Raw genomic sequence first — 13598 nt, forward strand, 5'->3', positions numbered from 1 at the left:
TATAAAATATAAACGATGTCCTGTAACAAAATAATCACTAGTGAATAAACGATGTCTTGGAATTTTTACCGTAAACGATGTTCTGGAACATATCAACTAGTCACTGTGTGCTGCTTATCTTTATCTATAGTTATAATCTTTATTCTCCTTCTCCTCATACATATTATTATCGGCTTCTTTAATTAAATCATCTATGCTGTATCCATCCTTTAATCGGGCTGATCCTATACTTACTCCTAAAGATTTCAGAGTTGAATCCCCCTCTTTCCAAGCTTTAATTGAATCCCTGATTCTTTTAATTATCTGTGCTGTCTCTTCTTCACTAGCTCTTAGAATTACTGTAAATTCATCACCACCTAAACGGCAGGCCATATCAGATTTTCTGATATTGGTCTCTATTAATTGAGCAAACTCCTGGAGCACCACATCACCTGTCTGGTGTCCATATTTATCATTTATCATTTTAAAGTTATCTAAATCTAGCATTAAAATAACTAAAGGTGAAGCTTTATCCCTAGAATATATATCTTTTAATTTTTCTATAAAGCTTTTACGATTATAAAGACCAGTAAGAGAATCAGTATGTGCTGATTTCTTCAATTCAGAACAGATTCTATCATAAGGGAGCTCTATTCCTTTAATAACAATCTCATGGAAGATTAGAGAGTATGAGATTAACTTAAAGATATGACCAATAAAATTCATAACTCCATAAACATCATTATATAGGGTAAAACTCAGCTCTGATAAGATTGTAAAGATTATGGAGAATAAGAGTAGTTTATATATAGAATAACGAATATTTTGTTTATTAATATAGAAGTTATAGATACCAGCTATTAAGATGATCGAGATAATATACTCGCTAATGATCTTAAAGCTAGTTAAACCATCTCCTTGGATAAAGCAGTCAGGAAAGCTCTTTAACCAGATAATATTGATTATTAAGAAGGAAGTAAGCAAAGAATATATTAAAGTAACAGTTTGTTTTGAGAATTTTCTATTAATAAAGTAAGGAGCACTAGCTAAAGAGATAGCTTCAAGATAACGTCCAGCTATCCATAATTGAGTAGGTTGATTAGCTGTTAAATTATCAAATATAGCCAATCCTTTATAAGTAATAAGATGAAAAAAATCTAATATCCCTACAAAAAGATAGGCTATACCTAAAAATAGTAAATAATTATTTTTAGAGTGTTTATAGGTTCTATTAGCTATTATATATATAATAGCAGAGATTATCACTGCCCATCCTTCCAAAATAGTATGGAATAATAGATAGTTTTTGGTACTGACTATAAATGACACCACAATAATGACTGATATCTTCAATAAGTTTTTATTTGAATAAAAATTATCATTTACTATATTCATAAGCTATCCCTCCTTGACATAACGTGTTAAGTTTAACCTGATAACTACTTATTTCGACATTAATAAATAAACCCCTTTTAATAATAGTAATTAATATTAAAAGGATACCAATATGGAAAGATTAGAAGTTAATCTTAGTAAGTCTATATCAGAGTATTTCTATATAAAGATAGCTTTAAAGTGAAAGTTTATGGGTATATTGCGATATTTTTAAGTTGGTTGTATATTTATGATAAGAGATAATGAAATAAGGGTGCCAACTGGCACCCTTAAATAAATATTAAGCTGATAATAACTTGATCCAGAGAATAAGTAAAGTACTTATTACCCAAAGAAGATACCTACCTAAATCACCATTATGGATATAACTTAAAGCTTTACTAAGATAGTTTATTCCTCTAGCTAATAAAGGATAGATATCCATATTTCTAGCTTGATGATGATGGGGTGCGATAAGATCATGGGCTACCTTAAAGATGATGATAGCTATAATGATAGGTTCTACACCTTTCCAGATATACTTTAGAGAGAAGTAATGAAGTTTAATATCTAAGGCCAGAAGATCTGTTAAGAGATGAGGCTTTAAACCAATCAATAGCAATATAGAGGTAATTAAGCCCATACTGAAAAGCATAGCTTTATCTGATCTTTCATTAAGTTCAACCTCTTCATCCAGTTCTCTAAAGAAGGCAAAGTAAATTACCTTTAAAAAGGAAAGAGAGGTCCCTATCCCTGCTAGATATAGTCCCCAGCTTAAAATCTGGTCATGGACAGCTTTTTTAATGACTAATTTGCTAATATGTCCACTAAAGAAGGGGACTCCAGCAATCGATAGAGCTGCCACAATGGCATAAAAGGTCAATAAAGGAAGCTTTTTAGCCAAACCACCTAGTTCTATAAGGTCTTCCTTACCAGTCCTATAAATTATCACTCCAATTACCATAAATAATAGCCCTTTATAAAGAACATTATTAATTAGATGGACAATCCCTCCACTTGCTCCCAAAGCTGTCCCCACACTAATTGCAGTAATCATATAACCGATTTGGCTGATGATATGATAGGATAAGAGCTTACGTACTTTGGTCTGTTTTAAGGCGAAGAGTACACCTAATATAGCAGTAATGATACCTGCATACCCTAAAAGCTTAGTTCCACTTAAAAGCCTATATAAGGCATAAACCCCTATCTTGGTGGTATAGGCTGATAAGAGCACACTAATATGAAAGGGGACATTGCTATAATTTTGAGGTAACCAGGTGTGCAAGCCGATAAAGGCCAATTTAATTCCTACCGCTAATAAAAAGAAGGGTAAGCCATACTCTATACTTGTCAATTCTAGACTACCTGTTTGAGTATATTGTAATAAGATTCCCCATAAAAGGCTAACTGCTCCCACCATCTGCATGATAAAGTAATAATAGCTAGTCTGTTTAGTGATGGGCTGTTCATTATTGAAGATTAAAAAGTAAGAACTTATAGTCATCAGCTCCCAACAGATATAAAAGGAAAAGAAATCTCCTACAAATAGAATAGCTATTGAGCTACCGATATATAGTTGGGATAAGGTATAATACTTTCTATCAGCTAACTTACTAGCATAAATCGTACTACATAGCCCAAAGAAGGCAAAGGCTAATCCAATTAGCTTGCTAATCTTATCAACCTTTAATAAGATTAAATTAAAGTCTAAAAAGGGGATTGTCAATCCTTGGCTAACAGGTAGAGTATAAATAGCTATGATTGCTATGATAGACAGAGCTATAGCGATAGACTGTCTTAATTTATCCTTAGTGAAGAATAATACTCCTGCACCAAGAAGATAGATGATTCCAGGGTTCATGTTTACTTTACCTCCTTAGTAAAAGATTGATATAGTTATTTTGTTTTATTAAAAACTCTGGTAATGTTTCCAGTAATTTAGGGGCAAAACTAGGCAATAGACTCAGTAATAAGCAGAATAGACCTAGAGTTAAAGCTGGTAACTTTAATATTAGGGGTTCTTTAACTAGACTTTTATCATCATTAGCTTTAGAGTATAACTCTTTAATTACCCTGAGATAATAAATCAATGATAATAGACTGCCAATCAAGATTAAAAAGGCAGGTATAGAGTAGTTAGCTTCTAGAACTTGTTTAATAATCAACCACTTACTCACAAAGCCATTAAAAGGAGGCAGACCAATAATAGCTAAAGCTGCTATAGTAAAGATTAAAGAGGAGTAGGGTAGAGTTTTTCCTATCCCTTTAAGTTTAGATATCTGGTCATCTTTAAGATTATAAATAAAGATACCAGTAGCTAAGAATAATGCTCCCTTCATTACTATATGATTAGTCAGATGATAGCTTCCTGCTATAATTCCGCCTTTATTTGCTAAAGCAAAGGCCATAATAATATAGCCCATATGTGCAATACTAGAATATCCCAATAAGCGTCTAAGACTATTTTGCTGATAGGCTAATAGATGGGCGGCTATAAAGGTCAATGTTCCCCAATAAATCAAGATATCTTGTAAGCCACTGTCTATAATAAATTCCACACCAAATAGGATGTAAACAATTCGGATTAAAGCATATAAAGAGGTCTTAAGCACAATCCCTGATGATAAAGCAGTAAAGGTAACAGAAGCTTTGCTATAGACATCTGCCAAATAACTGTGTAAAGGAACCAAAGCAAATTTACTGGCAAAACCAATTAAATAAAAGGTTAAGATTGTAACCTTTAAATTCCTTGGTACTTCTTTAAATTTAACAGCAGCTTGGGCAAGATTTAATGTCCCGGTACTTTGATAGATTAAGATAATAGCTAATAGGATTAAAATGCCACTGATTGAACCTAAGATTAAGTATTTAAAGGCTCCTTCAAAGCTCTCTTTATCTTTATTGATGGCTGCTAGAGCATATGAACTAATAGAGACTATTTCAAAGAAGACATATAGATTGAATAAATCTCCTGTGATAACTATTCCTATAGCTCCAGTTAATAATAGTAAAGAGAGGGTGTGATATTTTAGCTTATCTCTTTTAATAAATTTGATGGCATAAATAGTTACTAGATAAGCCAAAGTTACAATTGCTAAGAGAAACAAAGCTGAAAATGAATCTATCACCAAAGTAATACCTAATAAGGGACTCCAGTTACCGAGATTATAAACTATAGGTTCCTTGATGGCTTGATTAGCAACTACAAAGGCTAAAATGATATGAACTGTAGAGCTAATGATTATAATATAATTGAAATATCTTTTAAAGTATAGTTTGAGCAATCCTAAACTAAAAGCAGTTAATAATGGCAAGATAATTAGCCAAATAACCCTATCCATTCTTCTCCTCCTAATAAGATATTATAATAATTAATAGTTTTTAACAAAAATAAGGGAGCTTTTTTTATCAACAATAATAAAAAGTTTGGAAAAAGAGCTAACGGAAGATAAAAAAGTGACAAAAGCAGTGGTGCTAACTGGAGTTGATAAGGGACTTTTATAGAAGTTAACTCCTCTTTTACTTTACTATATAATAAGGTAATTATTCTCAAATAATAACTTAAAGAGATTAGACTACCAATCAAGATAGAGCTAGCAGGTATGATAAAGTCTGCCTTTAAAGCAGCATGGAGCAAGAGCCATTTACTGATAAAGGAATTAAAGGGCGGTAACCCCACTATATTTAAAGCAGAGATGGTAAAGATAAAGCTACTAAGAGGTAATTGATAGGCAATTCCCTTTAAATCAGCAATATTCTTCTTCTTACTTTTAAGGATAAAGATACCAGCAGTCATAAATAAAACGCCTTTGACCACAGCATGATTGATGACATGATAGATAGCCCCTTCTAGACCTGCTGCATTGAACAACCCAACTCCAATCAGTATATAACCAATTTGGGCAATACTTGAATATGCCAATAATCTTTTTAACTTATCCTGCCTATAAGCTAAAAGATGCCCCGTAAAGAGAGTAATTACTCCGCTATAGACAAAAAGGTTATTAAAGTCTAATGCCAATAATTCTTCTATTCTAAAGAGAATAAATAAGACTCGAAGTAAGGCATATAAGAATACTTTAATTACAACTCCAGATAATAAAGCACTGATTGGAGATGGAGCAGTCGAGTGGGCATCAGGTAGCCAAGTATGTAAAGGTACTACAGCGAATTTAGCACCAAAGCCAATCAGAATTAAAACTGCAATTACTTTCTTAAGTTGTATAGGAATATTTCTGGCTGCTATAACTAACTGGGCTAAATTTAAGGTTCCAGTACTTTGATAGATTAAGATAATAGCCAATAAGATTAAAATTCCACTAATTGATCCTATAATCATATATTTGAAGCTGGCCTCAAAAGAGATATCCTCCTTGTTAAAGGCTACTAGTACGTAGGAGATAATAGAGGTGATTTCAAAAAAGACATAAAGATTGAATAGATCACCTGTTAGAACCATGCCTAGCATCCCAGCGATTAATAGAAATAAGAGGGTATAGTATTTAAGCTGGTGGTTTTTAATATAGCTTAGAGAATAAGCGATAATAATAAAGCTTATAAAAGCAATTAATACCGCCAATATTCCTCCCAAAGGGTCAATAATTAAACTTATCCCTATACCTTCTTTCCAATTACCAAGATTATAGATAAGAGGATGGTTGCTAACCTGTATCAATAAATTTATACTTAAAAGTAGGGTAATAAGTCCAGTGCCTAAGATAAATAACTTCCGAAATTTTGCTAAATATTTATCAATAAATAAGAAAGAAAAGCCTGCTAATAAAGGAACTACTACCAAGGAAATAGCTGTTATCATCCCCGTAACCTCCTAATCTCAGAAATATCAAGGGTATTATAGTTGCGGTGGAGCTTAATTGTTAAAAGTAACATTAATGCTGTAATGCTAGCTCCAATTACAATTGCCGTTAAGGCTAAAGCCTGGGGGATAGGGTCAACAATAACAGAGTATGGTTTATCTATAATTGGGGCAGTTCCTGCTGGTTTATAGCTTAAAGCTACTAATAATAGAACTAGGGATGAATCCATAATATTAATCCCAATAATTATCTTGATTAGATTTGTATTCATTAAGATTGTATATAGCCCTAAACAAAATAGAATGATTACTACTAGATAAATAAATTGCACTTTAAATTACTCCTCCCTTACTAAGCGATGAAATATAATTGCTAAACCTGATCCTACTTTGATTCCAGTAAATAGATTTAAAATAGGGATGATTCCTGCGCTGAGCAGTTGACCAGCTACACCTAAATCAAAGCCTGCTTGCCCATTAGCTAAAAAACTATCTCCTCTGACTATTCCTAGAATTCCAACAATAATAAAACCAATTGCCCCACAGCTCTCGATTAATGATCTTCTTTGTAATGATTTTTCCTCTCTTGAATATCTAATACCAAAGGTCATCTTCAATAGAACAAAGGTAGTGGCTATTACTACACCACCAGTAAAGCCCCCTCCAGGTGATAGATGACCATAAAAGATTAGATAAAATGCTAGAATGTATAAGAAAGGAATGATAAAGCTGATACCTTGATAGACAATGGGCGAAAAATTGGTATTAGAGACTAAAACCCTCTCCTTTGTTGCTAAAAGGGAGATAGCAGAGACAGCGATAAAGATTACTGTTGCTTCCCCTAAGGTATCAAAGGCACGATAATCAAATAAGATAGCAGTAACTAGATTGATAGCTCCTGTCTCCTTGACACCATGCTCAATATAATAGTCACTAATTTGAGTTTTATCAGTTTCAAATTCTGTAGGGTGAAGGAGATCATAGAAAGTAAAGAATAATAATGATGCTAAAATCAAGATTAAAGCCAAGATATAGATTCTTCTCATCTTCTTCCTCCTGTCTTGTCGATGGTAATGATAAAAAATCCTGTAGTAATTCCACTGGCAATAACAACTTCAGCTAGAGCTACATCAGGAGCTTGTAAAATTACAAATAGAACAACAAGATTAGAGCTAAGAATGGATAAAGCAATCAAGGAGCTGATTAAATTACTGGCAAATACTGCAAAAAAAGCAGCTAATAGAATAAAAAGTAATAATAAATAGATTATTGACTGGATCATAATAAACCACCATTCTTCTTTTTATGTAAATCATCTCTGATTAAGTTAGAATTTTCTGGAATAGACAATTTTTTAGAATAATAGCTGGCTCGAGCAAGGGCATGGGTAGTAACTGGATTGGTAATTACTAAGAAGATAATTATCAATCCCAATTTTAGAGAATAGAGCGAAAGTCCTTTAAAGAAGATAATCCCCAATAGAATCGAGATTCCGCCCCCTGTTAAGCATTTAGAGCCGATGTGTAGTCTGGTATAAAAGTCTTTAAATCTAAGCATAGCAATAGCGGTAACTATAAAGAAGAAGGTACCATTTATCACAAAAGCATATCCTAGTAGTTTAAAAATTGTAATCCCTCCTTGTTTATCTTCCAAAAAATTTAGCCATAATCAATACATCTACAAATAATAATAGAGCATAAACTATAGCCACATCTATAAAGATTTGTCTTTGAAAGTAGATACTTAAGAGCACTAAGACCAAAAGAAACATAATTCCAATGGAATCAGCAGCGGCTATTCTATCAAATAGGGTTGGTCCTTTAATAACTCGATAAAATGTCAGTAAAGCAGAAATTAAGATGACTATTATTATAATCTCTATCATTGGAACATCCTCCTGATAATCTCTTCAAATTTACCAAATATATCTTCTCTAATCTCACTATCATCGTCAGACTTTAAATTTAAGCAATGAATATATAGCTCTTGAGTTTCAGTGCTTAAATCCATAGTAATTGTACCAGGGGTTAGAGTGATAGCATTTGCTAGAATCGTTAATTTAATTAAGCGATTTTGCTGCCCCACATCTGTTGGTAACTTAACTATAGCTGACTTAAAAGGACGTTTAGGATGGAGCACTAGATAAGCTACTTTATAACTGGATATAAAGATTTGTAAACCTAGATAAGAGATATACCATAAGAATATCCAGGGCTTGGTAAGTATCTTCTTAGAGAATAGCTGGGTAAAGGAGCTATTAATAAATAAGACGACAATAGCTGAGATAGCTAGTCCAAGTATTAAAGAAGAATAAGAGAAATTACCAGTTATAATAATCCAAACAGCATATAATAGAATAACTGTATATATATTATCTTTATCAAATATTCTCATCAAATCCTCCTAACATAATTTATATATTGCAGATAAATTATTAAATTTATTTTTAGATTAGTATGAAAAAGTAATAGAATAAAGAGAATGCGATAATCTGAGTCTAAGGATAAGATTAAGTAAAACATATAGCTTTAATACGGTACTTAAACTTATTCTTAATCTTAAACTAAAAAATTTGTAATATCTCTATCAATAGCTAACTGGTAGAAGATGTTTTATTAGTAACCTTAGAATTCAAATAGCTTTAAAGGAATTTTAAACTCTGGTGTTCCAGTAGAATAAGGTGCAATCTCATAGATCTGAAAATATATAACCAGGTCGTTATCTTGAAGATAAAAATTTGAATCCTTAGACAATGCTTTGAGGTTTTGGACATCATCAGCAAAATATAATTCTTGGTTTTCTTTAATCTCCTCTCTAATCTCATTATTAATAGTCTTTTGATAACTATTATTCTTACCTAATAAATCAGCTAAAGAAAATTTCTTTCCAGTACGAAGATTGATATTAAAGGCTTCTTTGACGTAATTTCCATGGGCACCACCAGTATATTCATAATAAGTAATAGTTAAACTAAGGAGATTATCTTTATTATAATGCACTTGATAGTCAGTAGATGCTTGATAAGGGTAGATTGGTAGATCATATTCTTGACTATCTTGACTATATCTTTGAGCCATTGTTGCTAAATTATCACTAAAGCTGATTATTTTATCTCTAAAAGTCCTATTTAATTTATTTTGTAACTCTTTATCTGCCATACCACTTATTTTTGGTATCTTTAAGTTGATTTTAATTAATTTATTATCTTTTTTGATTATCTCTTCCTTTATCTTTATCTCTGCTAAGCGTCTAGATAATTTATAAGAGTTAAGCATTGTAGGAGAAATTGCATAAAGAGAATTTGAATATAATAACATTGCAGTCAATAACCCAATAAAAAATTTTTTCTTCAATTTAAACTACCTCCTAGTCTAAACTTATGATTCTTGTTAGTTTATATATATTTAATAATTCTAGATAATATCTAATCTTCCTCTTATAATTTTAATGAATTAGACTCAGAGGAGCAGGATTAAAGGTGAACAGACTTATTAAAGCTGATTGTTTTGATAGATTTAATGAGGATTTTTTATAAACTTAGTATTTATTCTCTAATATAGTCATCCAACTTTAGAATGAATTTAAAATAATGTTAAGTTGGATGATTATATATCTGGATAGTCTTTAATAGAAAATATAATTGGAGAGAGTATAAATATTTTTGTCTTTATAAAGTTAATATGATATATTTTTAATGAGGATATATTATAATATCCAAATATAAAGATAGTAATACTGGTAATTTTAAAAGGAGGAGATTATGAAGGAAATTTCGATATTTATAGCTTTTTTAGCTGGTTTTATCTCTTTTATCTCTCCCTGTGTTCTACCTCTTGTTCCTGCCTATGTAAGTTATATAACAGGTAGTACATCAGAACGGGGGAAGATATTTACTCTAATTAGGGCTATAGGATTTGTAATTGGTTTTTCAATTATATTTATCCTAATGGGGGCTTCAGCCAGTTATTTTGGGCAAATTTTTGCTTACTATAAACCTCTATTTACAAAGATCAGTGGTATATTAATAATTATCTTCGGTTTACATATGAGTGGTTTAATGAAATTTAATTTATTATATAAGCAATTTAGAGTTAGTGAGCCAAAAGAGGTTAGCAATTGGGTTAGCTCTATAGTTATGGGCATGGCCTTTGCAGCGGGCTGGACCCCTTGTGTAGGTACAGTTTTAGCTTCAATCTTATTATATGCTGGTACTGAGGCAACCTTAAATAGTGGAATCATGTTATTGATATGTTATTCTTTAGGGTTAGGGATTCCTTTTATAATAACAGCGATATTTATTAATAGTTTTACAAAACTATCACCACAGATTAATAGATATTTGCCTTTAGTCTCTAAACTCAGCGGTATAATAATGATTATCTTTGGGATACTACTCTTCTTTAATAAGTTGCAAACTTTGAGTAGATACTTTTATATTTTTTGATCTGAGGAGGGGTTAAGATGCTTAAAGGTAATTGGAAGTTAATCATAGTAATTCTATTAATTTTACTTGGAATTGGCGGAGGGGTAATTTATAATCAAGGAATTGATAATCAACCTTCTGAGTTTATTCAAGAAGATTCTAAGGATAAGCAGGAGTCTCAAGCTAAGAGTAAAGAGGATATTTATGGACTTGGAATTGGTGATTATGCTCCAGAGTTCAATTTGGAGAATTTAGCTGGAGAGGATATTCATCTTACTGATTATCAGGGAAAGTATCTATTGTTGAATTTTTGGGCAACATGGTGCCCACCTTGTCGTAAAGAGATGCCTGATTTGAATGAATTTCATCAAGAAAATAGAGGTGAGTTTGTAGTAGTAGGAGTTAATATTGGTGAGGATAAAGAAGATGTAAAAAAATTCATGCACTCTGGGGGATATGATTATCCAATTTTATTGGATAGAGACCGTCAAGTTGCATTCCTCTATCGTGCTTCTGTAATTCCTACCTCTTACTTTATCAATCCCCAAGGTCAAATTCAATATATTAAAAGGGGACTAGTTACTAAGGAGGAATTAGAAGAGATTAAGCAAAATTTAATGAGTGAATGAGTGTAATTTATTATATCAAAAGGCTTCCTTGAAATTTCAAGGAAGCCTTTTGATATAAGGGTTACTCGACCTCATTTCTATCTCTAAATAATAGACTAATAGAATATAATCCAGCCAATCCAACTAATGAGTAGATAATTCGGCTCATTAGATTTAAGTCACCAAAACGGGTCATAGAGATGGCTGCTACTAAATCAAATCCAAATAATCCTATAAGTCCCCAGTTTAGAGCACCGATGATGACTAATAATAAAGCAAGTCTATCCATTTTTTTCATCTCCTTTATCTATAATTAATTCTTTAATTATTATCTCATAAAGCTGGTGGAGATATTCAAAAAGGTGTTAGTAAATAAGTTAATAGATTAAATTATTTTCAAGAAGCCAATCCAATATCTTATATTATTAGAAAATTGACGGATTATAGGGGGATTTTGATTTAATTATATTAGGAGATAATTACTATTCTATGAGAAAAAGAAGTCCATTTCTGGACTTCTTTTAAACTCTAATTTTAGTAGATTTCTTGATTGGGCATCTCATCGGATAGTTCATCTAATTCATCTGGCACATCACTGATACTTACTATTTCACCTAGCTGGTATCTATTTTGAGCCAAATCTATACCCCCTAAGAGAATGTGAGCTAGACCAAAGCCAGCAACTCCCCAACCTAATGTGGGATTAAGAGAACGAAGCTTTATTCCTACTCCTGTTACTACAGTACCAAGGGCAGCAGGAATCATACCTTCTTTAATTTTATTTTGAATAATTAATCCCTCCTTAATTAGAGTCCTTTATTAGTATTGTTTAAATTTTCTTTAATCATACATTATATTTTAATTTAAAGTTGCATTTAATAGGGATAGTGTGATGTTTTAAGATGTAGTTTGAGTCTAAAACTAGCAAAGCAGTAGTTTATGCTTTACTCAGCCTTAATCTTAGATTTAGTTTCTAGAGTTGATTCTAATTAATGACCTTTTTATTCTATAAAAAGAAATAACTGTATATAATCTGTGTTTTAAATTACAAATTAAACCATTATTATGAATAAATTTCAGTTTCAGTGAATATATTTTTAGCAGTTGTTCTGGATATATTTGTAAATTAATTTCTTGAAAATTTATTTAGATTGAAGAATTTTATATAGCTATTGAAAAATATTTTGATTTATTGCTTGAAAAAAGTGCTAAAAAGTATTAATCTAAGATTATAATATATTTTTTATCAGTAAATATTCTTGATTAATATATAAATCTATATAAAGGAGGTTCTAGTATGAAATATAGGCTATCATATATTATATTAATGTTCTTTATTATTTTAAGTTGTAGTGATGACCTTTATGCTTATGAACATCAAGTGTTAGAAAATTATATAGCTTATAGGATAAAATATATCCATAATATAGCTTATAATAGTAATATAACCTTAAGCAAAGATAGAGTAAGAGAGTATGCAAATTCTATTGTTGCTTGGTCAAATTATTATTCTAAGGAATTAGATGTAGTAATTGATCCCTTATTAATTACAGCAATCATAGAGACTGAAACCAATTTTGTCTCTAGGGCTGATTATGATCAGGGAGAGAGTATAGGAATTTCTAGTATGAGAGTAGATACTGCTAAGTGGATTGCTAAGAATATGAATGTGGATTATAATAAATGGAGAATGTTGGATGCTACCGATTTGGGGATTAGATTTACTGTATATTATTTGGGTTTGGCTTATCAGCAGTATGATGGAGAGATTAATAAAGTGATTATCTCTTATAATCAAGGTTTTAGTAGTGCTAATAATAAGGATATAGATCAACTTTATAATAACTATTTATTTAAAGTGTTAGGACGTTATAATTATTATAAAAAGAGGATAAATTCATATGGTACCTCAGCTACCAAGTATTTTGCTTATAAATTTTCACAATTAGAATAGGGACTAGTTAAGGAGTTTATAGAGAATGCTCTATAAACTCCTTTTATTAATTTAACATATTATGCTAATTAAATTTAGTGTTATCTTATGGGGATATTGCGATACTTTAGCTACTAGCTTCTGGCCTCTCCTACGGGTTTGAAAATCATAAACCCTCCGTGATAAATCTGCTATTAGCTAAGAACTTATAAAGCTAGAGGCTAGTAGCTATTAAAAAGTGTCTGAATATTTCTCTATTGTATCAATTTGATATAGCATAAGAGATTAATTTAATAAAATTATTGAAATTTAATTAATATTTGTTATACTAGTTAAGGTAACAAATATTAAATCTCTAAATTTTTGATTTAGGGTTTCTATAATACTAGCTGGTTTTTAATTATAACATAGATAGAAGAGCAGTTCGAAAAATCCTGCTATAAAAAACTAAGGAGTGGTTAT

The 13598-nt window shown here is 31.1% G+C and carries 16 protein-coding genes and 1 riboswitch; of the genes, 3 read left to right on the forward strand and 13 right to left on the reverse strand.

Annotated elements, in window-relative coordinates; translation table 11 throughout:
• Positions 1-120: 120 nt before the first annotated feature.
• The 11 genes from BX659_RS10345 to BX659_RS10395 form a co-directional block, all read right to left on the reverse strand.
• The gene (locus BX659_RS10345) at positions 121-1374 is read right to left on the reverse strand and encodes a sensor domain-containing diguanylate cyclase (protein ID WP_097018747.1); all 1254 of its coding nucleotides are present in this window, start codon (positions 1372-1374) and stop codon (positions 121-123) included.
• A gap of 280 nt (positions 1375-1654) precedes the next feature.
• Positions 1655-3217, reverse strand: coding sequence for a proton-conducting transporter transmembrane domain-containing protein (locus BX659_RS10350; RefSeq protein ID WP_097018746.1), 1563 nt, complete (start codon positions 3215-3217; stop codon positions 1655-1657).
• 7 nt (positions 3218-3224) lie between these two features.
• On the reverse strand, positions 3225-4697 hold the full coding sequence (locus tag BX659_RS10355) for a complex I subunit 5 family protein (RefSeq protein ID WP_097018745.1): 1473 nt from the start codon (positions 4695-4697) through the stop codon (positions 3225-3227).
• Positions 4676-6172 (reverse strand): complex I subunit 5 family protein, encoded by a 1497-nt coding sequence (locus BX659_RS10360; protein WP_097018744.1) that lies wholly within the window; start codon positions 6170-6172, stop codon positions 4676-4678. The genes BX659_RS10355 and BX659_RS10360 overlap by 22 nt, the downstream gene beginning before the upstream one ends.
• Positions 6169-6504 (reverse strand): sodium:proton antiporter, encoded by a 336-nt coding sequence (locus BX659_RS10365; protein ID WP_097018743.1) that lies wholly within the window; start codon positions 6502-6504, stop codon positions 6169-6171. Before BX659_RS10365 ends, BX659_RS10360 begins: the two co-directional genes overlap by 4 nt.
• A gap of 6 nt (positions 6505-6510) precedes the next feature.
• The gene (gene mbhE / locus BX659_RS10370) at positions 6511-7218 is read right to left on the reverse strand and encodes a hydrogen gas-evolving membrane-bound hydrogenase subunit E (protein ID WP_097018742.1); all 708 of its coding nucleotides are present in this window, start codon (positions 7216-7218) and stop codon (positions 6511-6513) included.
• Complete coding sequence (locus tag BX659_RS10375; protein ID WP_097018741.1) at positions 7215-7454, reverse strand: Na(+)/H(+) antiporter subunit B; 240 nt, start codon at positions 7452-7454, stop codon at positions 7215-7217. The genes mbhE and BX659_RS10375 overlap by 4 nt, the downstream gene beginning before the upstream one ends.
• Positions 7451-7825: a monovalent cation/H(+) antiporter subunit G gene (mnhG, locus tag BX659_RS10380; protein WP_253250780.1), complete on the reverse strand. Its 375-nt coding sequence runs from the start codon at positions 7823-7825 to the stop codon at positions 7451-7453. Before mnhG ends, BX659_RS10375 begins: the two co-directional genes overlap by 4 nt.
• Positions 7815-8057 (reverse strand): monovalent cation/H+ antiporter complex subunit F, encoded by a 243-nt coding sequence (locus BX659_RS10385; protein WP_097018739.1) that lies wholly within the window; start codon positions 8055-8057, stop codon positions 7815-7817. Before BX659_RS10385 ends, mnhG begins: the two co-directional genes overlap by 11 nt.
• Positions 8054-8566 (reverse strand): Na+/H+ antiporter subunit E, encoded by a 513-nt coding sequence (locus tag BX659_RS10390; RefSeq protein WP_097018738.1) that lies wholly within the window; start codon positions 8564-8566, stop codon positions 8054-8056. Before BX659_RS10390 ends, BX659_RS10385 begins: the two co-directional genes overlap by 4 nt.
• Positions 8567-8796: 230 nt before the next feature.
• Positions 8797-9525, reverse strand: a complete 729-nt coding sequence (locus BX659_RS10395) for a DUF3298 and DUF4163 domain-containing protein (protein WP_097018737.1) — start codon at positions 9523-9525, stop codon at positions 8797-8799.
• A gap of 407 nt (positions 9526-9932) precedes the next feature.
• On the opposite strand from BX659_RS10395, the gene BX659_RS10400 reads away from it, so the two are divergent.
• Both BX659_RS10400 and BX659_RS10405 read left to right on the forward strand, forming a co-directional pair.
• Positions 9933-10616 carry a cytochrome c biogenesis CcdA family protein gene (locus tag BX659_RS10400; RefSeq protein WP_097018736.1) on the forward strand — a complete coding sequence of 228 codons (684 nt, stop codon included), beginning with the start codon at positions 9933-9935 and terminating at the stop codon, positions 10614-10616.
• Positions 10617-10633: 17 nt separating this feature from the next.
• Positions 10634-11224: a TlpA family protein disulfide reductase gene (locus tag BX659_RS10405; protein ID WP_097018735.1), complete on the forward strand. Its 591-nt coding sequence runs from the start codon at positions 10634-10636 to the stop codon at positions 11222-11224.
• Between the two features lie 61 nt (positions 11225-11285).
• Here BX659_RS10405 and BX659_RS10410 read toward each other — a convergent pair whose 3' ends face one another.
• Complete coding sequence (locus BX659_RS10410; RefSeq protein ID WP_097018734.1) at positions 11286-11501, reverse strand: DUF378 domain-containing protein; 216 nt, start codon at positions 11499-11501, stop codon at positions 11286-11288.
• Positions 11502-11737: 236 nt separating this feature from the next.
• Positions 11738-11968 carry a hypothetical protein gene (locus tag BX659_RS19295; protein ID WP_216358815.1) on the reverse strand — a complete coding sequence of 77 codons (231 nt, stop codon included), beginning with the start codon at positions 11966-11968 and terminating at the stop codon, positions 11738-11740.
• 532 nt (positions 11969-12500) lie between these two features.
• Here BX659_RS19295 and BX659_RS10420 point away from each other — a divergent pair.
• Complete coding sequence (locus BX659_RS10420; protein WP_097018733.1) at positions 12501-13157, forward strand: transglycosylase SLT domain-containing protein; 657 nt, start codon at positions 12501-12503, stop codon at positions 13155-13157.
• Positions 13158-13549: 392 nt separating this feature from the next.
• Positions 13550-13593, forward strand: a riboswitch (PreQ1 riboswitch).
• Positions 13594-13598: the final 5 nt, after the last annotated feature.

It is taken from the genome of Orenia metallireducens, assembly GCF_003001995.1.
GTDB lineage: Bacteria > Bacillota > Halanaerobiia > Halobacteroidales > Halobacteroidaceae > Orenia > Orenia metallireducens_B.